The 25,446-nt window shown below is 63.1% G+C and carries 22 protein-coding genes; 12 read left to right on the plus strand and 10 right to left on the minus strand.

Annotated features, from left to right (window positions below; all coding sequences use genetic code 11):
* The first annotated feature begins 9 nt into the window (after positions 1 to 9).
* The 4 genes from H6718_31495 to H6718_31510 all read left to right on the plus strand — a co-directional run bounded on the left by H6718_31495 (position 10) and on the right by H6718_31510 (position 5,886).
* On the plus strand, positions 10 to 3,522 hold the full coding sequence (locus tag H6718_31495; protein MCB9589981.1) for a methylmalonyl-CoA mutase family protein: 3,513 nt from the start codon (positions 10 to 12) through the stop codon (positions 3,520 to 3,522).
* Between the two features lie 63 nt (positions 3,523 to 3,585).
* Positions 3,586 to 4,299, plus strand: a complete 714-nt coding sequence (locus tag H6718_31500) for a DUF3592 domain-containing protein (GenBank protein MCB9589982.1) — start codon at positions 3,586 to 3,588, stop codon at positions 4,297 to 4,299.
* Between the two features lie 58 nt (positions 4,300 to 4,357).
* Positions 4,358 to 5,065, plus strand: coding sequence for a DUF3592 domain-containing protein (locus H6718_31505; protein ID MCB9589983.1), 708 nt, complete (start codon positions 4,358 to 4,360; stop codon positions 5,063 to 5,065).
* Between the two features lie 254 nt (positions 5,066 to 5,319).
* Entirely contained in the window at positions 5,320 to 5,886 is a 567-nt protein-coding gene (locus H6718_31510) for a hypothetical protein (GenBank protein MCB9589984.1), read from the plus strand.
* Between the two features lie 42 nt (positions 5,887 to 5,928).
* On the opposite strand, the gene H6718_31515 is transcribed toward H6718_31510, so the two are convergent.
* Positions 5,929 to 7,134, minus strand: a complete 1,206-nt coding sequence (locus tag H6718_31515; protein MCB9589985.1) for a hypothetical protein — start codon at positions 7,132 to 7,134, stop codon at positions 5,929 to 5,931.
* Between the two features lie 497 nt (positions 7,135 to 7,631).
* Between H6718_31515 and H6718_31520 the strand changes: the two genes are divergently transcribed.
* Entirely contained in the window at positions 7,632 to 8,405 is a 774-nt protein-coding gene (locus tag H6718_31520) for a hypothetical protein (GenBank protein ID MCB9589986.1), read from the plus strand.
* A gap of 88 nt (positions 8,406 to 8,493) precedes the next feature.
* Here the strand turns inward: H6718_31520 and H6718_31525 are convergent, their stop codons facing one another.
* Both H6718_31525 and H6718_31530 read right to left on the minus strand, forming a co-directional pair.
* Complete coding sequence (locus tag H6718_31525) at positions 8,494 to 8,973, minus strand: hypothetical protein (protein ID MCB9589987.1); 480 nt, start codon at positions 8,971 to 8,973, stop codon at positions 8,494 to 8,496.
* A complete protein-coding gene (locus tag H6718_31530; protein MCB9589988.1) occupies positions 8,970 to 9,758 on the minus strand; it encodes a site-specific DNA-methyltransferase in 789 nt (262 codons plus the stop codon). Before H6718_31530 ends, H6718_31525 begins: the two co-directional genes overlap by 4 nt.
* 602 nt (positions 9,759 to 10,360) lie before the next feature.
* Between H6718_31530 and H6718_31535 the strand changes: the two genes are divergently transcribed.
* Entirely contained in the window at positions 10,361 to 11,203 is an 843-nt protein-coding gene (locus H6718_31535; GenBank protein MCB9589989.1) for a hypothetical protein, read from the plus strand.
* Here H6718_31535 and H6718_31540 read toward each other — a convergent pair.
* Positions 11,187 to 11,804, minus strand: a complete 618-nt coding sequence (locus H6718_31540) for a hypothetical protein (protein MCB9589990.1) — start codon at positions 11,802 to 11,804, stop codon at positions 11,187 to 11,189. The genes H6718_31535 and H6718_31540 overlap by 17 nt on opposite strands.
* A gap of 98 nt (positions 11,805 to 11,902) precedes the next feature.
* Here H6718_31540 and H6718_31545 point away from each other — a divergent pair, with 98 nt between their 5' ends.
* On the plus strand, positions 11,903 to 12,562 hold the full coding sequence (locus H6718_31545) for a TetR/AcrR family transcriptional regulator (GenBank protein ID MCB9589991.1): 660 nt from the start codon (positions 11,903 to 11,905) through the stop codon (positions 12,560 to 12,562).
* A gap of 17 nt (positions 12,563 to 12,579) precedes the next feature.
* On the opposite strand, the gene H6718_31550 is transcribed toward H6718_31545, so the two are convergent.
* Complete coding sequence (locus H6718_31550) at positions 12,580 to 13,491, minus strand: LysR family transcriptional regulator (protein MCB9589992.1); 912 nt, start codon at positions 13,489 to 13,491, stop codon at positions 12,580 to 12,582.
* Positions 13,492 to 13,577: 86 nt separating this feature from the next.
* Here H6718_31550 and H6718_31555 point away from each other — a divergent pair, with 86 nt between their 5' ends.
* The 3 genes from H6718_31555 to H6718_31565 are packed head-to-tail and all read left to right on the plus strand — an operon-like array spanning position 13,578 to position 16,013.
* Positions 13,578 to 13,865 carry a DUF2849 domain-containing protein gene (locus tag H6718_31555; protein ID MCB9589993.1) on the plus strand — a complete coding sequence of 96 codons (288 nt, stop codon included), beginning with the start codon at positions 13,578 to 13,580 and terminating at the stop codon, positions 13,863 to 13,865.
* An 8-nt stretch (positions 13,866 to 13,873) separates the two neighbouring features.
* Positions 13,874 to 15,544, plus strand: a complete 1,671-nt coding sequence (locus tag H6718_31560) for a nitrite/sulfite reductase (protein ID MCB9589994.1) — start codon at positions 13,874 to 13,876, stop codon at positions 15,542 to 15,544.
* Entirely contained in the window at positions 15,525 to 16,013 is a 489-nt protein-coding gene (locus tag H6718_31565; protein MCB9589995.1) for a DUF934 domain-containing protein, read from the plus strand. Before H6718_31560 ends, H6718_31565 begins: the two co-directional genes overlap by 20 nt.
* Before the next feature lie 30 nt (positions 16,014 to 16,043).
* On the opposite strand, the gene H6718_31570 is transcribed toward H6718_31565, so the two are convergent.
* Both H6718_31570 and H6718_31575 read right to left on the minus strand, forming a co-directional pair.
* Positions 16,044 to 16,472: a hypothetical protein gene (locus H6718_31570; GenBank protein MCB9589996.1), complete on the minus strand. Its 429-nt coding sequence runs from the start codon at positions 16,470 to 16,472 to the stop codon at positions 16,044 to 16,046.
* Between the two features lie 188 nt (positions 16,473 to 16,660).
* Positions 16,661 to 18,736 (minus strand): OmpA family protein, encoded by a 2,076-nt coding sequence (locus H6718_31575; GenBank protein ID MCB9589997.1) that lies wholly within the window; start codon positions 18,734 to 18,736, stop codon positions 16,661 to 16,663.
* Positions 18,737 to 19,067: 331 nt separating this feature from the next.
* Between H6718_31575 and H6718_31580 the strand changes: the two genes are divergently transcribed.
* Entirely contained in the window at positions 19,068 to 20,399 is a 1,332-nt protein-coding gene (locus tag H6718_31580) for a hypothetical protein (protein MCB9589998.1), read from the plus strand.
* Between the two features lie 133 nt (positions 20,400 to 20,532).
* Here the strand turns inward: H6718_31580 and H6718_31585 are convergent, their stop codons facing one another.
* The 3 genes from H6718_31585 to H6718_31595 form a co-directional block, all read right to left on the minus strand.
* Positions 20,533 to 21,561, minus strand: a complete 1,029-nt coding sequence (locus tag H6718_31585; protein ID MCB9589999.1) for a hypothetical protein — start codon at positions 21,559 to 21,561, stop codon at positions 20,533 to 20,535.
* Positions 21,562 to 21,788: 227 nt separating this feature from the next.
* Positions 21,789 to 22,040 carry a helix-turn-helix domain-containing protein gene (locus tag H6718_31590; GenBank protein MCB9590000.1) on the minus strand — a complete coding sequence of 84 codons (252 nt, stop codon included), beginning with the start codon at positions 22,038 to 22,040 and terminating at the stop codon, positions 21,789 to 21,791.
* Positions 22,041 to 22,098: 58 nt separating this feature from the next.
* Positions 22,099 to 24,270: an ATP-dependent RecD-like DNA helicase gene (locus H6718_31595; GenBank protein ID MCB9590001.1), complete on the minus strand. Its 2,172-nt coding sequence runs from the start codon at positions 24,268 to 24,270 to the stop codon at positions 22,099 to 22,101.
* A 376-nt stretch (positions 24,271 to 24,646) separates the two neighbouring features.
* On the opposite strand from H6718_31595, the gene H6718_31600 reads away from it, so the two are divergent.
* Positions 24,647 to 25,432, plus strand: a complete 786-nt coding sequence (locus H6718_31600) for a hypothetical protein (GenBank protein ID MCB9590002.1) — start codon at positions 24,647 to 24,649, stop codon at positions 25,430 to 25,432.
* Positions 25,433 to 25,446 lie beyond the last annotated feature (14 nt).

Here is a 25,446-nt window from a genome sequence, read left to right on the forward strand (position 1 = left end):
GAAGCCCTCGTGGACCAGACTCAAAGCGTGGAGTCTCAAGACTCTCAGCCCAGCAAACAGCCCGTCGCCCAATCTGGCAACGGACATGTGTCGCCCTACAAGCCCACGCACCACGTGCGCTTGGTGACGGCAGCTTCGCTCTTCGACGGTCACGACGCGGCGATCAACATCATGCGTCGCATCCTCCAAGCCTCGGGCGCCGAAGTGATCCACCTCGGACACAACCGCTCCGTCGCGGAGATCGTCGACTGCGCCATCCAAGAAGACGCTCAAGGGATCTGCCTCACGAGCTACCAAGGCGGCCACGTCGAGTACCTGAAGTACATGCACGACCTGCTGAAAGAGCGCGGGGCCAGGATCAAGATTTTCGGGGGGGGAGGGGGAACCATCCTGCCCAGCGAAATCGAAGAGCTCCATGCCTACGGCATCGACCGCATCTACTCACCGGACGACGGACGCTCGCTAGGGCTGCAAGGCATGATCGACGACGTCATGCGCCAGTGCGATTTCGCCGTCGGCAAGCCGAGCGACGCGGAGCCGCTCCTCGGTCAGGTGAAGAGCGACAAACCAGCCGTGCTGGCTCGATTGATCTCCTTGGTCGAGAATTACCCCGAGGAAACACAGGCACTCCAGGACTCGCTCAGCGCCAAGAGCGAGGCGATCAAGACTCCAGTCCTGGGCATCACCGGCACCGGCGGCGCCGGCAAATCGAGCCTGGTGGACGAGCTGGTGCGACGCTTCTTGCTGGATCAACCGGACAAGCGCCTGGCGATCATCAGCGTCGACCCCTCCAAGCGGAAGAGCGGCGGCGCCCTGCTTGGCGACCGCATCCGCATGAACTCGATCCACGACGATCGCATCTACATGCGCTCTCTAGCAACTCGTCAGAGCAACCTGGCCCTCAGCCGCTACGTCAAGCACAGCATCCAGCTCGCGAAGCTCGCCGGCTTCGATCTGGTGATCGTCGAGACGAGCGGCATCGGTCAGAGCGACACGGAAATCACCGAGCACTCGGACGTCGCGCTGTACGTGATGACCGCCGAGTATGGCGCAGCCACGCAGCTCGAGAAGATCGACATGCTCGACTTCGCCGACGTGATCGCCATCAACAAGTTCGACAAGCGCGGCAGCCTGGACGCTTTGCGTGACGTGCGCCGCCAGTACAAGCGCAACCACCAGCTGTTTCAAGCGAGCGACGACGAGCTGCCGATCTTTGGCAGCATTGCCTCTCAGTTCAACGACCCGGGGACGAACCAGCTGTACCAGCGCTTGATGCAGACCATCGCGGAGAAGACCGGCGCGAACGCCCTCGGACCGCAACGGGAACTGTCCGCTGCGGAGAGCGAAAAGCGTTACGTCATTCCGCCTGAGCGGGTGCGTTACCTCGCGGAGATTTGCGACAGCAGCAAAGCCTACGACGAGTTCGTGGACACCCAGGCGGGCTACGCCAGCGCCCTCTACCAGCTGCACGGCGCGCTAGGTCTGTTTGGAAGTACAAACGGCGCACCTCCCCCCCAAAACAAGCGCGAAGTCGGCGCCTTGGTGCCGGACCTGAAGAGCGAAGAAGGGGACGCGACCAGGAAGGCGCTGGTCGATCGCTATATCGAGATCGAGGCCAAGCTCGACCGCGAGTGCAAGCGCCTGCTCACCGAGTGGCCGGCCACCGTCGCGCGTTACCGCGCGGATTTCTACGAGTACAAGGTGCGTGACAAGGTGTTCAAGCAGAGCTTGTTCACGGAGTCCTTGTCTCATCTCAAGGTGCCGAAGGTCGCGCTGCCTCGTCATGAAGACTGGGGTGATGTGCTGCGCTGGCTGCTGACGGAGAACCTGCCGGGCGAGTTCCCGTTTGCCGCTGGGGTGTTCCCCCTGAAGCGCGAAGGGGAAGATCCCGCGCGCATGTTCGCCGGCGAAGGCGGCCCCGAGCGCACCAACAAGCGCTTCCACTACGTGTCCCGCGGTCTACCCGCCAAGCGGCTGTCCACGGCGTTCGATTCTGTGACGTTGTACGGCGAAGACCCCGATCACCGCCCGGACATCTACGGCAAGATCGGCAACAGCGGTGTCTCCATCGCCAACGTTGACGACGCAAAGAAGCTCTACAGCGGCTTCGATCTGTCGAGCCCCTCGACCAGCGTCTCGATGACCATCAACGGCCCCGCGCCGATGCTGCTCGGCTTCTTCCTGAACGCTGCGGTGGACCAAGGCTGTGAGCGCTACATCCGCGAGCAAGGCCTGGTAGCTGACGTGGAGAGCAAGATGGACGCGCTCTACAAGGAGCGCGGCCTGCCCCGCCCCCAGTACAGCGGATCACTTCCCGAAGGAAACGATGGCTTGGGCTTATTGCTGCTTGGCGTCAGCGGCGACGAAGTCTTGCCGCTGGAGACGTACAACAAGCTCAAGGCGGACGTGCTGTCTCGCGTGCGCGGCACCGTGCAGGCGGACATCCTCAAGGAGGATCAGGCGCAAAACACCTGCATCTTCTCCACGGAGTTCGCCCTGCGCATGATGGGCGACATCCAGCAGTACTTCATCGACCACCGCGTACGGAACTTCTACTCCGTGTCGATCAGCGGCTATCACATCGCTGAAGCCGGAGCGAACCCCATCAGCCAGCTCGCCTTCACCTTGGCGAACGGCTTCACCTTCGTCGAGTACTACCTCTCCCGAGGCATGAACATCGACGACTTTGCGCCGAACTTCAGCTTCTTTTTCTCCAACGGCATGGACCCCGAGTACTCCGTGATGGGACGCGTTGCCCGGAGGATCTGGTCCAAGGCAATCAAGCAGAAGTACAAGGGCAACGACCGCAGCCAGAAGCTCAAGTACCACATCCAGACTTCAGGGCGCTCCCTGCACGCTCAAGAGATCGCGTTCAACGACATCCGCACCACGCTGCAGGCGCTGTACGCCCTCTACGACAACTGTAACTCGCTCCACACGAATGCCTACGACGAGGCGATCACCACGCCTACCGAGGAGAGCGTGCGCCGCGCGATGGCGATTCAGCTCATCATCAACAAGGAGCTGGGCCTCAACACCAACGAGAACCCGCTTCAGGGCGCGTTCATCATCGAGGAGCTGACGGACTTGGTGGAGCAAGCCGTGTTGACCGAGTTCCGCAACATCTCCGAACGTGGCGGCGTGTTGGGAGCCATGGAGCGCATGTACCAGCGCTCCAAGATCCAAGAAGAGAGCCTGTACTACGAGCAGCTGAAGCACGACGGGCGCATGCCCATCGTCGGTGTGAACACCTTCCTGGATGACAAGGGCTCGCCCACGATTATCCCCGCGGAAGTGATTCGGTCGACCACGGAGGAGAAGGAGTTCGCCATCTCTTCCCGGGATGCCTTCAAGCTGCGCAACAAGCAGCGCGGCGCTCAAGCGCTGACCAACCTGCAACGCGCCGCGGTGGAGAACGCCAACTTGTTCGAGGCCCTGATGGAAACCTCGAAGGTGTGCACCCTGGGGCAAATCAGTGACGCGCTCTACCAAGTGGGCGGGCAGTACCGCCGAAATATGTAGCGCGGCAAACCGAGGGTCTCTCCATACCACGCCCCGAGCGCGGCCTCGGGTACACTCCAGAGGGTGAACTGGGTGACCGGCTGCGGCCTGTTCGTGCTCCTGCTTGGGGTGGTGATGTGCGGAACAGCGGGTTTGATGTGGCGTCGGCATCGCCAAGAGACTGGCTACGTCACTGCTCCGGGTATCGTCACGAGAGTCGATGCGGACTCGAGCGGTGAGTTCGTTACCGTCCAGTTTAGTCCCGAAGGGCAGCTCTTGGTTGGCGGCCAAGCGGTGCACTTCACCGCGGGGGCGAGCACTGGCGAACACCAGGTTGGAAAGACCGTCACCGTTCACTACGACCCACGACGACCACACCGCGCAAATCTACGCGGAGCCGGAGTCCTCGCGGGCGTGGCGGCGTCGCTCGGTGCGTGCGGCGCGCTCACGTTCCCGTTTGCCGCGCTGCTACTGTTGTGGCTCGGGCCGTTGCAAGCCAGCAGGGATGAAGTACTCGGCTCTTTCATCAAAGCGAGTCGCTTGCGTGATTCCGCACGAATAAGCGCGCTGAGCGTCCCTGGCGCAAAGGTGGCGCCAGAATGGCTGGATCGCGTGGCACGCAGCGGCACCTACCACCTGGGCTCGAACAACATCGGCTTTTCCAGTGACGCATGCATCGAAGTCTTCTTCGACAGCGACCCACGGCCTCACTACGTCTACATGCAGAAGCCAAGCGATTGGCGAATCGTGCGCGCAAACGCCAAAGACGCTCATTGCATTGACGATCTGGACGACTGAGGCGCGGTCAGGCAGAAGCCGAAGAACTCTCAGCGGAGTACCCGCTACACTGACTGGGGTGAGTCTGAGCCTTTTGGGGGTCCTGGTGCTGATGATGGGGCTCTGCCTCATCGCAACCAGCATCTGGTTCTGGTTTCGCTACCAGACCAGGAAGCGCTTTGCCACGACCCAAGGTGTGGTCTCGAAGGTCGACCCGGACTCCAGCTCGCGCATAGGCACGGTGCAGTTCAGCCCCGAAGGACAGCTCTTGGTTGGCGGCCAGCCCTACCAGGTGCGAGCGGGCATTCAGACTGGCGTGAACGTCGGAGACGCGATTCCTGTCTATTACGATCCGCACGACCCAAGCCAAGCCACCATCTATGCGCCAGGGCGTTCACTGCTAATCGTCGCGGTACTGGGCGTGAACGGCGCCATCACGCTGCCACTCGCTGCCATGTTGGGTTTGTGGCTGGGACCGCTCCAGGAGGCTCGGGACGACACCCTCGCGGAGTTCATCTACGCCGTCCGCTCAGACAATTCCGCCCGGATTAGTTCACTCAGTGCTACTGGCGCGCAAGTGACACCGGAGTTCGTAGCGCGGGCGAAGAAGAGCGGGGCACATCGCCTGGGCTCGAACAACATCGGCTTTTCCAGTGACGCATGCGTCGAAGTCTTCTTCGACAGCGACCCACGGCCTCACTACGTCTACATGCAGAAGCCAAGCGATTGGCGAATCGTGCGCGCAAACGCAAACGACCCCTACTGCATCGACGACCTGCGCGACTAGCCTGCGCTGAAAAACACCCGCGCCAAACAACAGACGAGCGCGGTGGAGGACCTCGTGGCCGAACTCGACGTTGCCGCGTGGTACATTGATCGAGGCTACATCGCGGCAAGGGCGATCCAAGAAAGCCATCGTGCAGGGGCGACGATCATCTGCCGCCCATGGCCCTCGCAGGAGTTTTTCAGCATCCTGCTAGTGCGCAAGTCGGGCGGAGGTACAGGGCAGCGCTCTACGCCAGGATTGGCTAGGGTCGAAGCATGACCGCAGGGCAAGTTTGTTTGGTCGTGGCAGCATTCGGCGTGGCGGAACTCGGCGCGGCCGCCGTCTTTCTGAACAAACACCTAACGGAGCAACGAGCCGCAAAGCGCGCTACGACTTCGATGGTCGAGCACGGCCCTGGCCACACACCGATGAAGGCCAAGCAGTCGCTCATGCTCGCCGGGGTCGCTCTGATGTCAGCGCTCATCAGCTTCGGTATCGCGGCGTTCATGTGGTTCGTCGTCGCGCCGAAGGGTGTCGATCGCGATCGGGCGGCCGCCGCGTTTCTCGAAGCGGCGCGCACGAAAGATTCCGCACGACTAAGCTCCTTGAGCGCGCCAGGCGCAGCGCTTGACCAGCAGTTCTTCGCCAATGAAGTTGCGGGCGCCAAGAGCGTGGAAGCGACCAGCTACGATCTCGCGTTTGGGGGGCAGTCGTGCATGGAGTTCGAGACGGACAAGGGAAAGACCCTGTTCCTCTACCTTGAGCAGCAAAGTGGCACCTGGCTGGTCGTGCGTGGCGGCCCGATGGACCCGGCGTGCGACAATCAGCTGAACTCCGACTGACCGCGCTCCGCGGCGCCCGAACTCGACTCCTATTTCGCTGACTCAGCGCCGGCGACGCAAACCGCGCAGAAGCTCGTCGTCGTCTTCGTACGGGTACACCGGTGTCTGGCGATCGTCCCCGGCAGGGAAAGTACCCGAGCTCGCACGCTCCGGGGGGCTGCTCGGTCGCCGCACGGGGAAGCCCCCTGACTCGCGCAGCACAGGCTCGCTCTGCTGACGAAGCTCATACGAACCCGAGATCGGGTTCTGCCGCAGGTTGTAACCGGACTGAGGCCGCGCCTCAGGGGGCGGAGGCAAGATGCTCTCTCGACGCGGCCGCTCCGCATCAGCCGGGACGCGTGAGGACGGCACCACCGGGTACTGCCCAGCGGGGTAGCGCGGAGCGGCGTAGCCCCCAGACGGCGCACGTCCCGTAGAGCCTTGCCCTGTGGAACCAGTAGTCCTCCCACCGCCAGGCTTCTTTCCCATGTCTCCACGCTGACGGATTTCCGAAGCTGGACGTCCGTCTTGACGATCTGCGGCAGTACGCGGAGGTGGGGGGGAGGAACTCTCGCGGTCGAATGCGGGCGGTGGTTGCGATTCTCGAACCGCACGGAAACTGGATGATGAGCGAGCGCCAGGGCGTCGAGACTGAGGGGGCAACGTCGTGCGCTCGAAGATGCGATCGACCTCCGCGCTTAGGCTGCCGGCTGCCGGGATACGGCTCTTGCTCAGGCTGCGGCGGGGGCCGGGTGCTCCGGACTGCGCACCCGCGCTCGGCGCTGGCGGCGGCAGCATGCTCGGCTGCCTGAAGCGACCGGAGATGCTCGCGCGATCGCCGATCACGTCAGCGAACAGCTTCAGCTCTTCGGGATTGCGATTGTGACCGAACGTGTAGGCGGCCTTCACGTAGCCAACGCACAGGTGGCGCAGGATTCGCGTCGACCGTGGGTGGCCAAGCACACCGAGCGCAAGCTCGAACCCGACGTCCGTCTCGGTGAGGTCGAACACCACGCGAGCCCCCTCGTAGGGCAGCTCAACCGGGGTACGCAAACGTGCGATGGTGCGCACCACGTCTCCGGGAACGACCACGCTTCCGCGATGAGAGAGCAAGCGAGAGCCGAGGACGAAGCCTGCGCTCTCCAGTACCTTGCCTGAGCCGTCTCCCAACGCGGCATCGATACCCAAGAGCAGCTCCTCTGCCTCGACGAGCGACATGGTGCTGCGCGGGTCAGCTGCGTTGTAGACGTGGTCACTCAGGGACCGCATGAGGCGCGGGATGAGCCGTGCAGCGAGACGCATCGGCACAGACGCGTCACTGCGCTCAAGCGCATCGATCACGTCGCGTACGAAACGACTCCTGAACCGCGGACCCATTGGCGGCGATATTAGGGGTGGATGTGGTTGTAGCGGAAGCAGTAAGAGGGAAGCGCAGCTGGAAAAGCGACCGTTCGACCGGTCAGTCTCGTTTCGTCTCGAAGTCGTGTTCGCGATACCTCCAGAATCCCAGGAAGATAGCTCCAAACAGCACTCGCTCGATTCGCGCCGGGCACACGCGAACGAGGCAAGAGTCGGGACCGGGCGGCTCTGACGTAGCAGGAACACTGGAAGGCGAAGCAACTTGGGACAGGTGAGTGCAGGGCGCTCCTCGGTCACTGCAAGATCCGCAGTCTCTGGTGCCACAGCGGCTGGAGCGGCTCGTTCAGGTGATCGTCCATCCTGCTCGTTAATTGTCCATGTCGAGCGAGCCGAGCTAGGCACTCAGTGTGGGCCAAAGGTCTTCAGTCGTCAGCGCGTTGCTGTGCCTCGCGTCCTTGTGTGCTGGCTGCAGCGACGACGCGCCTTCGCTCTCGGCTGCGTCGAAGGTAACCAGCCGACACGACGAAGAACTCATCGCGCTAACCGAGCGCGTGGCGTTCAAGCGCCACGAGATCGAAAACCGTGAGCGGGTAAGCTGGGAACTACCCAATAAACCGAACGATAGCGCCTGCCCAAACTTGGCGCGCGGCGACAGCGACGCGGATCAGCTGGTGTTGCTCACGGAAGACGATCGCATCGACACCCGGCAGCTCTTGCCGCTTCGCTTGACCAAGCAGCTGACGAGCCGCGATCTGGAAGCGCTCGAACCGCACTACGACCCCACCTCGAAGGCAGGCGCCAAGCGACGCTTGCGCTCCAGGCGTGATGGAGAGCTCGCGCTGGACAAACTTGGCCACCTCGCAAAGCGACGCTTCGCGGCAGTATTCCACGTCAAGCTGTACGTCGAGCCGCACTTCTTCCACAACCCGAAGAAGCGCAAGCCAGAGTGGGGCCCCGGCCTGATGCTTGGCTGGGTGGCGATTCACGAGCTTGGAGAGCCGGAAGCACTGTGTCAGTGGAGCATCGACGTACGCAGCGACATCAGCGATGCACCGCTAGCCCGTCGCCTCCGCGAGTCAACCCGCCACGACCTCATTAGTGACCTCGGCAAGCGTTTCCGTGAGGCAGGGATGCGCGCATTGGGGAAGCTCGAGAGCGGCCTAAGCGCGCCCCCAAAGTAAACTGAGCGGCGCGCCGACCAAGCAGCGCGGCAACCTGGCCGCCGCTACTAAGCGCTACAGCGACGCGCTGCTGCAACCAAGCGCACTCTCAAGGCTGGTACAGCCTACGTTCGCTGAGCACGATGTCCCACCAGCGGAACGTCTGGGCCAAGACGTGGTCGAGCTGCCACGTTCCAGAGTCGATACGATCGCCTTGGCGCCTGCCAACCGGCTTCAGCTCTTCCCCTGGGAGGCAGTAGGCCGACTGCTCCGCGCACTGGAGCAGGTGGAGCACTCCTTCGGAGAACCCAGCTCCGGCGTAGACGATCACGCCAGGCATGCGCATCGAACGCAGGTCTTCGAGAGCGTAAGGGATCTTCTCGTCAACTGTGCCCGGGGAGTCTTGATACTTGCACTCCACCGCAAGCCCGACGCTGCTCGACACGTGGAGCACAAATAGATCGACCCGGCGCTGCTTGCCGATGATGGAGGTGCCGAGGCTCACCTCTTCGTAGATCTGAATGCCGCGATCGCCGTAGGCGGCTTGCAAGTAGCTAGCGATGAGCCGCCGGTACTGATTCCCTGTCAATCCGTCCTCCAGCGCGAGAGGCCGTGAGTCGCCTGCCCCCCGGCCTCTGTCAAGCGCTGCTTGGAAATCTTGATCGCCTCGTCGCAAATGTCCGATCCCATGAAGTGGCGCCCTTGGCGTAGCGCCGCGACTCCAGCCGAACCGGAACCGCAAAATGGGTCAACCACCAGCTCCCCCGGAGCGGTGCTTTGACTGACCAGGACCTCTGACAGCTCCGCGGGCTTTTCCGTGGGGTAACCCTTGTGGATCCGAGGAAAGGACAAGACGTCCGGCACGCCCAAGTCGTTGAGCTTTCGCTTGCCCTTTTCGAAGAACAGGATGAACTCATACCGAGATCGGTAGTGGTACCCCATCCCGATCTTCTGCTTGTCCCAGACGAGCGGCTTCCAGAAGCGAAAGCCTTGAGCCTCCGCGATCGGTTTGGCGGCGAACATCGTCTCCTGATCGCAGAACAGGTAGAAGTGGCGGTGCTTCTTCAGCACGCGATGGACTTCCGCGAACAGCTCGGGGAAACGTGCGTTGGGGAAGATCTGAAACCAGTCGTTGCTGGAAGCCTTGCTGTGCTTCAAACGCGTGGTGGTGCCCACCGCACGGTGCTTCTCCAGTGACTCGTAGGGAGGATCCGTGATCACCAGATCCACGCTCTGATCCTCGAGAGTGCGCAGCCACTCCACGGCATCCGTCTGCGCGAGGTCGAAGCGCAGCTGAGCGTCAGCTCCGAGGCGTGGGGCCTCCTCTACCAATCCGGCGAACAGACTCGACTGTTGAGTGTCACTCCTGCCCATTGCGTTCCGACCTCGACCCTTCGAGACCGCTCCCCGCCCGGTGCGGAGCGCCGTCTTGTGTGGACCAATCGTCGTGTGAAGTAGCAGCTCGCGGCGCTCGCCCCCAGCCTCTAGCGCACCGGCTGCCGAAACAGCTCCGAAGCTCTCAGCCAGCCCGAAACGCCCATCACCCTCTAGTCGTGTGTCCGTCATCCTGCACACACAGATAGCACTGGGCGGGCGTGCAGTCTCTAGGGGCGACGGCCGCCGCGTGACAAATAATGTCCGCCCGAGAGTCCCGCCGCAAGCCAAGGCGAAGGCCACTCGGATCTTTCACGAGCCCTGTCACACAAACTCGAAGTGAAGAGATGTGTCTCGCATCGACCCCGAGCACGTGGGTGTTGCAGCCGCCATTCCCGGCGCTACCGGGGCGGCCCTCCGATACGCGCCATCACGTTGCCTCCCGGATACAACGAAGCGAGGTTCGCATGTCACATCCTCAACGTGGCGCAGGCCGACCTGCGTCAGTCATCAGGTCTGCGACAGCGCCGGCCTGGGCTCGTCCGCCACGTAGTCCGAGTAACCGCTGGCTACGATCGCTGGTTCCCCTCTTGCTGTGCCTCGTGAGCATCCCGGTCCTTGCAAAATCCACCCAGCGCGATCCGTTCGAACAACCCGTCATCCGCCCGCGGGCGGCTCACGTGGACGTCATCGATGCGCACCCAACGCCAAGACGTGAAGCCACGACGACCCGCGGCGTTCCCCTCCCCCCCAAACCCACGGCCGCCGCTCCTCAGGTCAAACCCAGCTGGCTATGGCTGGAAGCCACGCCCGCTGACAACGCAGTGTTGCTACGTACCCCCGCGGCAACGTCGCGTGCAGCTTTCAGCGCTCGGGTCACCATCATGCTCCACGGCATGTGCGACGTCCCTCAGAACGAATGTCCCAGCTTTGCCTCGGCAACCGACGATGCCTGGTTGCTCTGCCCTCAGGCGAGCATCGGTTGCAATGGTGGCGGAGCTACGTGGAACTGGAAGACACGCGTCGAACGAGTAGAGAGAGCGACGGAGCGGGCGCTCTCGGGCCAGGATGTATCCCAGGATACCCCTCGCACTTTGATCGGCTTCTCTCTAGGCGCGAGCACCGCCCTCGAGGTGGCGCAGAACGGCCACGGCCGCTACGACGCACTCGTGCTGATCGCTGGGCGCATCTACCCCGACGCAAAGAAGCTGAAAGCCCACGGCGTGCAGCGCGTCGTGCTCGCCGCTGGCGACTTCGACGGCAGCGCGCCGCACCTCCGCGCGGAATCTTCGCGGCTCGAGCGCGCGGGTGTCGAAACCCGCTTCATGAGTCTTGGCAAGGTGGGACACCAGTTTGCGCGAGACATGCCCACCTGGCTAGATGATGCCCTGACCTGGGCAGAGCGGCGCCCCGCGCAGGCGGGCTCGCTCAAGCCGTCGCGTTGAGACGCGCTCGCTCCAAGCGGCGCTTGGCGTTCATCCCGAGCAACGCGAACGGTAGGATCGGGATCAAGACGCCGAGCATGGCGGTTCCCGCAACAAGGCCAGCAAAGGACGCCATGACGTAGAGCGGGATGTCCGTCGCTCGCGCGCGCGTCGGCTCGTCCACGCCAAGCTCGTCAGCCACTTCCCCGACTCCACGTTGCAGGAGCTGTGGCAGCTCCAATCCGTACAGTGAGTGACTGCGACGCCCACGGACGAACGCGCGAAACGAGCGTCTCGGAGAGAAGAACAACGCGAAGCCCATCGACGACAGGTTCAGCTGCCACGCCGCGAGGAAGCCCTTGCACCCCGCGCCGATCTCCCAGGCAGCGATTTCAATCTCGCCCTGGAGATCCGTTTGGTAGCCGGTCAGCACATGATGGAGGTCGTGGTACCCGACGGCGCGAACGCGGCCAGCCGTGTTGGGGAACGGAAACGGGATCGGCCCGAGTTTGAAGTCGACCCAAGGGTCGTTGTAGCCCCCATCGGGACCGAAATGATTGTCCTCGAAGTACTGTTGCCGAGCGACTGCGAGGGTGTCGGAACGACGGTAACTGGAACTCATGGCGTCCTCCTCAATAATGACCACGGTCATTAATAGTCTCAAGCCTGGGGCTGGGAAAGGCCTGGACGGCCTAAAACGTCCTGTGCGACAAATTGACCATGGTCATAAAAACTGACCCTCCGTCCAGGAACTCGACCCGCTCCAGGCGAGCCGAGAAAAAGCAGGACAAGCGTGAGCGCATCCGAGCCGCTGCTTGGGACCTGTTCACGCGTCAGGGCTACGCCGCGACGACGACCAAGCAGATCGCAAAACACGCGGGCATCGCCTCCGGCACTCTGTTCCTCTACGCGAAGGACAAGCCCGACCTGCTCTGCATGGTGTTCCAAGAGCGATTGCAGCGGGTGTCTGACGCCCAGCTCGCGACTATACCTCGGGAGAGTTGCCTCTTGGATCAACTGTTGTGGGTTTTCCGTGGGGTTTTTGACAACTACGCAGAGCACCAAAGCTTGGCGCGAGAATTCATCGCCGTGTTTCCTGGTAGCCAAGGCCCCAACACGGACCTGCTCCACGGGACGACGCTCGCGTTTCTGCAAGGCATCGCACATTTGGTCATGGCCGCCCAGCGACGCGGCGAGGTCAGCGAGGAGGTGCTACCTCTGCAGGCAGCGTCCAACATCTTCGCCCTCTACTTCGGAGTGCTCTTGCAGTGGTTGAGCGGCATGCTTGACTTCGACCACGTCCTGGAGCCAACTTTGAAGAGCGCCCTCGACCTGCAACTGCGCGGTTTTTATCCTCGCGGAATTATTTCAGCCACGTAGGCTGCAGACTCGCTCGCTCAAATCGCGTAGTGCGCGCGCAGGCGTCGCCCTCGAGGCTCGCTCAAAAGCGCCAAGAAGGCCCCTAACGCCGGCGTCGCGTGACGCCCGTCTCGACGCACCGCGTGCAGGCTGCGGCGAATTGGCTCGCCGCGCAGCCGAACCTCTGTGAGGCGGCCACTATCGAGCTCGGCGCGTACCGCCAAGCGAGACATCATCGAGACACCGAGCCCGGAGGCGACCGCCTGTTTGATCGCTTCGTTACTCCCGAGGCTCATGCTTGGCCGAAGCTGGACACCGCGCTCATCGAGCGCAGCCTCGATGACGGCGCGTGTCCCCGAACCTTGCTCCCGACAGATCAGCGCGACCTCAGCGAGGTCCTTCCACTCGATTGGCGCTCGACCAAGCAGCGGATCGCCCGGTGCGGTGACCATCACCATCTCGTCCTCGCTGAAGACACTGACCAACAGGGCGCTGGAACTCACGAATCCTTCAGTAAGACCAATATCCACACGGTTATCGAGAACCATGTTTTGAATGACCTCGGTGTTGGCTATCTCCAGCTCTAGCTCTACCCCAGGGTGGAGTCGCCGAAACTGACCGAAGACCGCTGGCACCAAGTAGTTGCCGATGGTCGTGCTTGCTCCTACGGAGAGACGCCCCGATGCGACGCCGAGGAGCGCTGCAAGCTCTGCCTCCAGGCTCTGCTCTTCAGCGAAGATCCGCCGAGAGTGTCTCAGTGCCAGCTCGCCGACCTGGGTGAGCTCGATGCCCCGGGCGACGCGATCGAAGAGCGCTGCCCCGAGTGCGAGCTCGAGCTCCTTCAGCTGCTTGGAGACGGCGGGCTGACTCACACGCAGCTGGCGTGCGGCCCTGGTGACCGAGCCGGCATCGGCAACCGCCTGAAAGACCCGCAGCTGGTTGAGGTTCACACCCTGAGGGTGACATATCTTCTAGTTATCTCAACCATCACTATTATGCCTTTTTCTTATTGGGAAAGCTGCACCAAGTTTCCCCCATGGCACTCCAACTTCCAGCTGTTTTGAGCGGTTCCCTGACGTTGACCGGCGCGCCCGTGTACCTGGCGGCGGGTAGGGACTGGACCCGCAGCTTGTCTGAGGCCGAGGTCTTCCGCTCGACCGACGACCTGGAAGCGTCGCTTACGTGGGCCCGCAGCCAGGAAGCCGTGGTGTGCGACCCGTACGCGTTCAGCGTGGATGCGCAGGCGGATAAGCCCACTCCCATTTCCGCGCGCGAACGCATCCGCGCCAACGGTCCCACCGTCGGCCTGGCGCGAGCGAGCTGAGGACTGCCATGTATCAATACGACGCCATCGATCAGCGCATCGTCGAGGAACGAGCAGCACAGTTTCGCGGCCAGGTCGCCCGCCGCCTAGCTGGCGAAATCACGGAAGACGAGTTCAAGCCGCTGCGCCTGCAGAACGGCCTGTACATGCAGCTTCACGCCTACATGCTGCGCGTCGCGATTCCGTACGGCCTGCTGTCTTCTAAGCAAATGCGGATGCTGGCGCAGATCGCCCGGGTGTACGACAAGGGTTATGGACACCTGAGCACCCGCCAGAACATTCAATACAACTGGCCCAAGCTGGAGGATGTGCCCAGCATCCTGGATGACCTGGCCAGCGTGCAGATGCACGCCATTCAGACCAGCGGCAACTGCATCCGCAACACCACCGCGGATGCCTACGCTGGCGTTGCGCGGGACGAGATTGAGGATCCGCGACCGTGGTGTGAGCTCATCCGGCAGTGGTCAACTTTCCACCCGGAATTCGCGTTTCTACCGCGCAAGTTCAAGATCGCGGTAACGGGCGCCCCGAACGACGACCGCGCGGCGGTGCGCTTCCATGACATCGGGCTGCGCATCGTGCAGGGGCCAGATGGCGAACACGGCTTCGAGGTGATCGTGGGCGGTGGCCTTGGGCGCACTCCGTTCGTCGGCAAGGTGGTGCGAGGGTTCCTGCCGAAGCAGTACCTGCTTAGCTACTTGGAGTCGATTCTGCGCGTCTATAACCTGCACGGGCGACGCGACAACAAACACAAGGCGCGCATCAAGGTGCTGGTCGATGCCCTCGGCGTCGAAGAGTTCACGAGGCTGGTCGAGGAAGAGTGGGCGTTGACCCGCGACGCTTCGATCGATGTGACGGAGCAAGAGCTCGAGCGCGTGCGAGCGTTCTTTCTGCCTGCTCACTACGAGTCACTGCCGAACGCCGACTCCAAGCTCGCCGCGATGAAGCTTGGAAAGAACCGCGACTTCGGCCTCTGGGTAGGCAACAACGTCACGCCACACAAGGTGGACGGCTACGGCATCGTCACGATCAGCGTGAAGGCACCAGGAAAGCCGCCCGGCGACATCACGGACACCCAGATGGAATCCGTGGCGGACCTCGCCGACCGCTTCAGTCAGGGTCGACTCGTGGTGACCCACATGCAGAACCTGGTCTTTCCGGATGTGAAGGTCAGCGACCTCGACTCCCTCTGGCGCGAGCTGGTCAAGCTCGACCTGGCGACCGCCAATGCGGGCAAGCTGACGGACATGATCTGCTGCCCAGGGCTCGACTACTGCGCGCTCGCCAACGCGACCTCGATTCCGATTGCGGAGGAGCTGGGTCGCCACTTCGATGACATGGACTACTTGAACGACATCGGTGAGGTGAGCCTGAAAATGAGCGGCTGCATCAACGCCTGCGGTCATCATCACATTGGCAACATCGGTATCCTCGGCATCGACAAGCGCGGCGAAGAGTTCTACCAGTTGATGCTGGGTGGTTCCCCGGGGAACGACGCGAGTCTCGGAAAGATTCTCGGTCCTGCGTTCGCGAAGCACGAAATAGTAGAGGCCGTTTCTCGCGTGCTCGCGCGCTACTTGGAGCTACGCGAGTCTAGCGACGAGCGATTCATCGACGCTTTTCGGCGCCTCGGCGCAGAGCCGTTCAAGGAGGCAGCATATGCAGATCATCAAGGATAAGCAGATCATCGACGACGCGTGGCTGCACCTCGACGACGACACACCCGCGCCCAAGACCGGCGACGTCAGCGTGAGCCTCGAGCGCCTGCGCAAGCAGCTTGAGGCGTTGCGTGGACGTGAAGGTGGCCTCGGTGTCCGGCTGCGCAGCGACGAACTGGCGGGAGACGTCGCTGACATTCTCGACGCCGTGCAGTTGATCTGCGTGGAGTTCCCCAAGTTCACCGATGGCCGCGGCTACACGACTGGCCGCCTGCTAAGAGATCGGCACGGCTTCACGGGGGAACTGCGCGCGGTAGGCCACGTGCTGCAAGATCAGCTCTTCTACCTCGCACGTTGCGGTTACAACGCCTTTACGCTGGCGCCGGGCAAAAGCCTCTCTCGCGCGCTTGATGGGTTTGAAGACTTCAGCGTCAGCTACCAAGCGGCGGCGGACAGTCGCGAGCCGATCTTCAGGCGCGTGACCCGCTGAACGGCGACTGCTCTCTTGAGCGCAGAGGAGTCAGGCGGTGCGCTTGAGCGCCAAGGTGCGCTCCAGCTGACGCTCGAACTCCTCACGCTTGGGGTACGGGCGAATGAAGTCGCCGATCACGACGTTCACTAGATTGATTCCCATCTCCACGATGCGAGATTGGAAGTGGATGTGAAGCCCATCTAGGCTCGACTTGTGCTCGCTGAGCCAAGAAGTCCATTCCTTACGGAAATCAGAGTGGTAGGAACGTAGGGCGCCGGCGTCGACGAAGACCTCGAGGCGCTCGTCGTGGCGAAGCAGGATCTCGAGCTCCCGGGTCACGTGCTCGGCGAAATCCCGCGTAGCTAGCCCACGATAGCTCACCTTCACGAGCCCTGGCGCCAGATGGAAGAGCTGGCAGTCGCCTCCGCGCGAGCTGAGAGCAAAGCCATCGTCCAGGTCGTGGCGAGAGTAGGGCACGAAGTCTGATGGTAGCGGAGCGACCGATCGACACCCACTTCCGGCCGGATTTTGGTGGGGTGAGGTGCGCGTCGGGAGCTGGTGAGTTCCCATCCTGAGACGGCAGCGCCAGAGCTGGGCATGAAGTGGCACAAAACGCAGCGAGCCTCTCCCGATGGAGAGGCTCGCTACAGTTTGGCGGGATGCCCTTATTCGCCGTCGACTCGCGGCGGCAGCACACCCTTCAAGCGGGCGCGCTCACAGCCTCGTTCCACGCCGGTGCTCCCGTCCTCGGTCTTGACCACCTTGAACTCCACGCGGCGGTTCTTTTCCCAGGCCGCAGGAGTGTGTGCGTCTTCCAGTGGGCAGTACTCACCGTAGCCTTGGCTAACCAAGCGCTTGCGAGCGACGCCGCGCTTGACCACGGCCTCGAGCACCGCCCGGGCACGATCTCGGGTCAGCTTGAGGTTGTAGTCGTCCGAAGAGCGCTCGTCGGCGTGCCCCGCGACCTCAATCGCTAGGAACTCCGGGTGGCCCTTGAGCGTCGCAGCAACGGCGTCGAGGATCGGATTTGATTCCGGGAGGATCTCGGCGCTGCCCGTCTTGAACTGCACCTTGTCCAGGATCATGATGTCGCTGCCTTCGATCAACACGCGGCCCTTGTCGGGGCAACCGTCCTCATCGTCTTGGCCGTTGTACGTCTCGGGCTCGTTCGGGCACTTGTCAGAGACGTCGGGGATCTGGTCGCGATCGTTGTCCGGATCCGGGCAGCCGTCCTCGTCGTCCCAGTTGTCCTTGTCTTCGGGATCCAGTGGGCACTGATCCTCGGCGTCGAGGATGCCGTCCTTGTCGTTGTCCGGATCCGGGCAGCCATCCGCGTCTTGGAAGCCGTCACGGTCCTCCGGATCGTCCGGACATTTGTCGCGAGAGTCCATGATGCCGTCGCCGTCGCGGTCGCCATCATTGCCCTCCGGGCAGCCGTCGTCGTCCTCGTCGCCGTCGCGATCTTCCGGAGTGTTCGGGCAGCGGTCATCGACGTCCAAGATGCCGTCGTTGTCGTTGTCCGGATCGGGGCAACCATCGCCGTCCTCGAAGTTGTCGAAGTCCTCCGGGTCATCCGGACACTGGTCTTGGTCGTCCTTGTAGCCGTCGCCGTCGCGGTCGCCAATCGACGGCTCGAACACGAAGCCCATGACCATGCGCAGGTCGGCGGCTTCGAAACCGGTGGAGTAAGCGCGACTACCGCCGCCGAGCATCAGGTAGCTGTTGCGCTCGACGAACAGCTTGATGCCGCCCAGGTACTCCTGAGAGAGCTTCTGCTTGCTGTCCGACTTACCGTCGAGCAGGTAGGTCGCATACGTCTCTGCCACGAGATCCAGCGGATCGAGCACGCGCCAGGAGATACCAAGGTTCGCCGTGGCGAGGTTTCCATACTCAAACTCGCCTTCCGCCAGCTGGTCTTGCCCGGTGGAGTCTTGCTGGAACACCGGGTTCTTCCCGGTGTGGCCGCGGTAGCCGACGTTGACGGCGACCTTAAAGCGCCGGGTGGCACCGAACTGGTTCTCCACTGCGACCTGAGGCCAGTACCAAACCCCAGGATCCGCGGCGAGGTCCTTCTCCGCGCTTGCCATGGGGATACCGGCCTGGGCGAGCACGGCTACGCCAATGCCCTTGTCCACGCGAGTAAGGCGTACCTTTCCGTGCAAGGACAACGTGGAGATCTTCTGCACGTCGTACTTGTCGGTGTTGTAGAGGCCGCCGTTTGGACCAATCTGGAATGCCTGCCCCGCGTTGTCGTTGGCGCTACCGGTCATCAACACGACCGGTACGGCCAAGCCCACCACGGCGACGTTGGCGATACCGTAGTTGAAGCCGAACGTTCCCTGGAACGAGTCCTCGACCAGCGCCGGCACGCCGGAGCCCGAGCCGACGACGTTCCCACTTGCATCCGTGGGGATACGATCGTCGCGGGTGCGCATGATGTTTCGGCCATAGTCCAGGATCAGACCAAAGCTGATGTCGTTGGCGCCGATGATGTCGGAGCCGTTGGTTGAGAAGAAACCCTTCGAGTCAATCGCCGGACGGAACAGATGGGTGTCCATGCCGTCGCCGTTGGTCTCACTGACACGGGTGTCGCTGGTCGCCTGCGCTTGCGCGTCAGAGCCCGCGGCGGTGACGCCAGCAAAGCACCCAGCTGCCAGGAGACTGGGCAAAACAAAGCGACCAAGCACGCGCTTGGAGCTCTTTGATACTCGGGAGGTACTGGACCCTGCTCGCTTGGCCATGGGGCACTCCTTCAGGCGCGCTGACTCTGTTGCTTCCACGCCGACGCGGCGCGAATTGGGGGACGGGAACGATGCAGCCTGTTCACCAGCGTGCTCACGCAGGGTCCCATGCGGACCTTCTACCCGTGAGCATCGCAGGCGTGCGGACGCTACCACCCCCATTTTTCCGAAGTCAACGAACCTGCCGAAGCCAATGTGGCCCAAAAAGCTGCCTCGAACGCTCCAGGCGCGGTGCTCGAGGTGATCTTCAGCGCACACCTGGAGCACGCCTCCCCGCCGCTCGTGCCTACGCGGATCCCCGGTCGCCGCGTAGCTCAGCTATAACAGCCGCGTGGCTTCGCCCGCTCGTCGGTTTCCGCAACGCTTCGTGACTGGCCGTCTTCTGGGTCACCGTCTGGGAGCACCGTCGTGGATCGGGGGCACACAGGTGCTCTCCATCCTCGCCTGTGTGGTTGCGATCAGCTGGGGAACCGCCCGGGAAGCCAAGGCGGAGCAGCCAACGCTCTCAGGGCGTTGGTCGGCCTCCGCAATGAGCGTGCAGTGGCGGATTGGCGAGTGGGGTGACTCATGCGGCCCCAAGCCGGGTGGTGGAGGTGCGCCCGGAGGTGCCGTTTCCATCAAGCAAAGCGGCGGCGAGCTGGTGATCTACGGAGGCACCCGCACTTATCGAACCAACCAGTGTTGGGAGCAGTACCCCGGACTCGCGGCGCGCTCACACTCTGGGGGCAAGCGTGGCTGGCAGACCACCTGCAAGACGGCCGCGGGTGACCCTCGCCAAGCGACGGTCATCACAACCATGAGCGCGACCGACGACGTCATCAGCTTCAACGAGACGGGCCAGTACGTGTTCGTGGTCGAAGGACAGAACTGCACCGCAAGCGTGCGTCGGAGTCGCAGCTTCCGACTGATACAGCGCGAGGGCGCAGCTCCACCAAGCGAAGCCAGCGCCAGCGCCAGCGCCGCCCCTAGCGCCCCTCCCCCAGTCCCCAAACCAGCTCCCAAGGTGGAGAACCGCTGCTCCGATCCGGGCCCCGTCGCGCGCTTGGAGGTGCGCCCAGCGCGCAAGCTCGTGCTGCCTGGCGAAGAGTTTCAGTTCCGCGCGAGCGTCGTCGATGCGAGCGGTTGCCCCACGGGAACGAGCCCCCAGTGGAAGATCCCTGAGCACCGCGGGGTGGAGAGCGTTGGACCGGGCAAACTAAAGGTCGCCACCGATGCCGAAGAGGGCGAGCTGAAGATCAGCGCCACGGTCTCCGGACATAGCGTCGACGTGGTCCTCGAAGTGGTGTCGAAGGAGCGCTACGACGCGCTACTCGCCGGCGGCGACTTCGATGAGTCTGGTGAGCAGGGAGAGGCCGTCGCGCTGATCGCCGGAGCCGCCGTGGGCAGCAAAGAGGTCACCACCCAAACCAAAGGGAGTCGCAACTGGTTGCTGTTCGCCGGCCTGGGCGGCGGCGCGCTTCTGCTGCTGCTAGGCGGACTCATCTTCGCTCTGCGTGGCCGCAAGTCGGTCCCTGTTGCTCCCCCAGAGTCGCTCTCGCCGCCCCCAGCACCGCCGCCACCTCCACCGGTCCGCAAGAAGATCTGCCCAACTTGTGGGACGGTTTGGGAAGGTGAAGCGCAGTTCTGCGGCAATGACCAGACGCAGTTAGTCCCGATGAACTGAGCGCGCCTCACCCCCGAAAAAGCTTGAGGAACCGACGGGGGATCCAAAAAGAAAGCGGCGCATCCCCGAAAGGACACGCCGCAAAGCATTCGATTCCTAGCGAGCTATTGGTTCCGCTGGGAAACCAAACACCTCACTGGGCAGGCGTCAGGTCTTGGCAGCCGCAACCGCAGCTGTCCGAGAAGTAGCTCATGGTGGCGATGCAGGCGAAGCGGATGACCTGGCACTCCTCGGGGCTCATGCCGACGTAGTGCTTGGTGGGGTCGGCGTCGAAGTCACACTCGGTGTCTTCCTCGCACAGGCCGTTCTCGAACGCGCCCTTGGCCTCGCCCTCAGCACCCGCGTAGCTACGGATGAGCTTCTCGAACTCGCACAGGCTGGCGAAGTTCTTCGGGTAGTCGGCCCACGCCGGCTGACCACAGACGGGAGCGTCATCGCGGCACTCCTTGGTGTTCAACGACTCGCAGGTGCCCTTGTTGATACCGCTCATCACGAACTGGAAGCCGTCGACGAAGTCTTGCGCGGCCTGGAAGTCGCCGGCAGCGAAGTTCTTCGCGTAGACGCGGTTGTCGGCGGTGACGCCTTCGGCGCAGGTGGGCTGAGCCACACAGAGCGCGGGGCACGGAGTCGTGATGCACTGCACCTGCACGCAGGACTCGTCCTGAGCGCAGTCAGCGTCGCTCTGGCAGCCCGCGTCCTGGCAGTGGACGCTCATCGTCATGTAGTTCGTGCCGCTGAGGAAGCGCGTCTCGAGGGGCATGACCCACACGAAGTACGTGTCGTTGCGGTCGAAGTGCGCGTCGAACTTCGTGCTCGAGTAGTTCTCCTCGTAGCTCCAGTCGGTGATCAGACCCGTGCTGTTGGTCACGAAGGCCAGGATGCCGCCGCGGTCATCCCAGGTGCCGTCGGGTGCGAAGGTCACGGTCTCGTTCGCGGTGCCCTCGAACGCGAAGACGTGGCGGGCGTTACCGCGCCACACGCCGGTGCGCACACTGCCGCCGCACTCGAACGCGTCATCGTGGAAGGTCCAGCCACCAGCGCGGTACTCGCGCTCCGCGGTCTGCTTGCCGTGGTCGGAGGGTGCAACGTCAGATGCTGCGGAGCAGCCAACAGCGGAGAAGGCGAGGAGGCAGGTGCTGAGGAGAGCAGACTTGAAGTTCATGTAACGTTCTCTTTCTTTTGGGGGCGCGAGGGGGTGAACTCGGCCCTAGGGGTTGCCGCCGTGAGGGTGTGGTATTCAGCCGCACGGTCGGATTCCACCCGACATGTAGGGGCCGCTGCTAGCTCTGAGCAAGCATCAGGTCAAGGAACGTTTGGTTGTCGAGAAGACCGTGAGGCACCTAACAAGCAGCCAGGCAGCATCAAGGATTTCTCAATGAACTTCATCGGTTAGGCTGCGACATCAAGGCGCCTACCAGTGCGTACTCGAGCCTGTAGAGATACCGCGAGTACGAGGCCGCGCAGGGTCAAGCGGCGCTTACTGGCGTCCACCCACCCGCGTTCTTGCAGACGGCGCAGCAGTCGCAGCGTCTCTCCAATCGGCAGGCGCGCGTGGCGGGCCACGTCGCAAACCCGCACGTGGCGAGCGGCGGGGGACAGGTCGAGGAGGGCGAGCAACAGGCAGGTGTCGGTGGTCTTCATGCGTGCAGTTGTCTCACGACCACTGAAAATCCGGCCAGCTATCGGCGGACGTTGTTTGTCACATCAACTCGTGAGAGCTGAGGCCGCTAGCCAACCGCAGACGCTGTCCGAGACGCGTGAGCCGCTCCTCGCGGCGCACTTCGGAGAGCGCGATATCGAGCGCCTTGGGATCTGCCACCAGCACGCACAAGCGGCGCGCGCGCGTCACTGCCGTGTAGAGCAAGTTGCGAGAGAGCATGACGAAGTGGCTGGTGAGGAGCGGAATGACCACCGCCGGGTACTCACTCCCTTGGCTCTTGTGGATGCTGCAGGCGTAGGCGAGGTTCAGGTTGTCGAGCTCGCCGAGAGCGTAGGGCGGCACCTCCCGCTCCTCGAAGCGCACCTTCACTTGTTTCCGCTCGGTATCGACCTCGATGATGCGACCGATGTCTCCGTTGAACACCTCGCGATCGTAGTCGTTCTTGGTCTGCATCACCTTGTCGCCAACCCGGTAGCGCTGACCTCCCCGCTCGAGCGTCGCCCCTGTTGGGTTCAAGGTCTCCTGCAGCACCGCATTCAGCGCGATGGTACCCGACGGGCCACGATGCATCGGAGTCAGCACCTGCACGTCGCTCAGCGGATCGAGCTGAAATCGAGCGGGAATGCGCTGGGTCACCAGCAGCTGAATCACCTCAGCAGCCTTCTCGGGATCGCTCCTGGGGATAACGAAGAAGTCGGCGTCTGGCTCCTCCGATGGCGCCGACTCGGGGCGCTCTCCGCGATAGATGCGGTGCGCGTTCTGAACGATGCGACTCTGCTCCGCCTGTCGGAAGACTTCGTTCAAGCGCACGGTGGGCAACACGCCCGATTCGATCAAATCGCGTAGTACCGCACCCGGCCCGACGCTGGGCAACTGGTCCGCGTCGCCGACGATCACCACACGCGCAGCTGGCGGGATCGCCGCGAGCAAAGACTCCGCCAGGGTCAGATCGATCATCGACGCCTCGTCGACGATCACCGCACCGACATCCAACGGCTCATCTGCGGACTTCTGAAAGCCACCCCCACGTGGGTCGTACTCGAGCAAGCGATGAATCGTCGACGCGTCTCGTCCCGTCGCTTCACTCAAGCGCTTGGCAGCACGACCCGTGGGTGCCGCTAGGCGCACCTCGAGCTGCGCGCCCAAGAACACGCTGAGAATTGCACGAATAATCGTGGTCTTTCCCACACCGGGGCCACCGGTGATCACCACCACTTTGTGTTCAGCAGCCAGCTCCACGGCTTGGCGCTGCGCCTCGGCTAGCTGAATGTCGAGCCGCTGTTCGAAGAGGCCGATGTGGTGGTCGAGGCCAGTCAGGGACTGGCCGGGACTGTCGAGCAATTCCCTAAGGAAACCCACCACGTTGCACTCTGCTTCATGGTAGCGGCGCAAGAAGACCAAGCCGTCCTCGATGACCACGCGGTTCGCCGCCCACAGCGCGTCAATCGCGGACTCTACGTGGTCTTCACCGACCTGCAGCATACCGGCGGCGCGCTGTACTAGGTCTTGACGCGAGCTCAGCACATGGCCGTTGTCCGCGAGCTGCCTCAACTCGTGCAAGACACCGGCTTGGGCGCGCTCCGGGTGGTCCCCGGCGATGCCGATCGATTGCGCGATCTTGTCCGCGGTGCGGAAGCCAATGCCGCGCACTTCGATCGCCAGGCGGTAGGGGCTCTGCTGAACGATGCTCGCAGCTTTCTCTCCGTAGCGATCCACGATCCGCGCGGCAAGGCTTGGGCTTGCTCCGTGGGATTGCAGGAGGAGCAGCACGCTGCTCTGGAGCTTCTGAGCATTCCAAGCCTTGAACAGCTCCGCTGCACGCTTCTTGCCGAGACCTGGCACCTCCCGTAGGCGCTCCGGGTCCTCATCCAGCACCTTGAGCGTCTCGAGTCCGAAGTGCGCGACGATGCGCTTGGCAAACCCAGCGCCAATGCCTTGAATGAATCCCGAAGACAAGTAGCGCTCGATACCAGCCAAAGTTTCCGGGAGGATTGGAACCAAGGTGTCGGCCTTGAACTGCGTCCCGCGCCGCGGGTCGACCATCATCTCCCCGGTCACCCGCACGCTCGTCCCCACGCCAACTGGTGGCAGCACGCCCACCACCGTCAGGGAACCGTGCGAGCGCACCCCACGCAGCCGGAACACACGAAACCCCGTGTCTTCGTTCTCGAAGACGACGTGTTGCACCTCTCCGGTTAGCGTCTGACCCACGGTGTTCCGGGGTATAGCGGAAAGTTCGCGCGCCCACCTGTTCCCGTGCCACTCCTGCTATGCTCTGGCCCGAATGACAGCGGATCAGGGGGGGAGGCGGCACCGCAGCGTGCGGCCCATCAAGCACGTCAACGCGCCGGGATCTTTCATCACCCGAAGGGTGCGCTGGAGCGCCGCCCTGGTCGCGTTGGGGTCGCTCACCGCGTGCGAAGATACGAAGCAACAGCCAACCGCTGAAGTCGCGCCCAGTGCAGCGGCCGGCGCTACGGGGAGCGTTACCTCGGCCAGCGGTAGCGCAGACCCGCCAAGCAGCTCACTCCCAGCATTGACCGGCCCCGCAGACAAAGTTCCCCCCGGCGCCAAGGCTTGCGGTGAGCTGCGCTGCTTGGAGTTCAAAGACGCCAAGGCCGCATTCGAAGTGCTGCTCGAGCGGCAGCCTCGGGTGCTCGCCGTTGGTGAAGCGCACGCTCAGAAAGGCAGCGAAGGCGTCGAGTCTGGCGCAGCGCGCTTCAAGGACCAGCTGCTACCAACGCTCAAGGGCAAGGCCTCGGACCTACTGCTCGAACTCTGGTTCCCGGATCCCAAATGCCGCAAGGAAACGGTAGCTCAGGTCAAGAAGCAACAAGAAGTCGTCACCAAGAAGCAGGCTGCCACCAACAAGAACGAGTACGTCGAGCTCGGCAACGCCGCGAAGGCGCTAGGCATCACCCCAAGGAGCCTCCACCCGAGCTGCGAAGAGCTCGAAGCGATCACCAAAGCGGGCGCCGGCGACATCGGCTTGATGTTGGAGACGGTCGCCAAGAACACCCTGCACGACGTCGAGGTGCTGCTCAAACGCCAAGCCGAGGCCAAGCAGGAGAAGATCATCCTCGCCTACGGCGGCGCCCTGCACAACGATCCCTACCCCAAGGTCGGCACGGAAACCTGGAGCTTCGGGGCGACGCTGAAAGCTAAGACTCGCTACCTCGCGTTGGACGTCATCGTGCCCGAGTACATCAAGCCGACCCCGGCCTGGCAGGGCATGCCCTGGTACGCTGCCTACACTCAGCTCTCTGCCAAGCGCGGCGATCACGGAGCGCTGGTATTCGAAGCGCGCCCTGGTGAGTTCGTACTCATATTTCCACGTAGCAACTCACCAGCCAGGGATTCGGCGGCGGACTGACCGTCAAGCGTGAG

It is taken from the genome of Polyangiaceae bacterium, assembly GCA_020633205.1.
GTDB lineage: Bacteria > Myxococcota_A > Polyangia > Polyangiales > Polyangiaceae > JAHBVY01.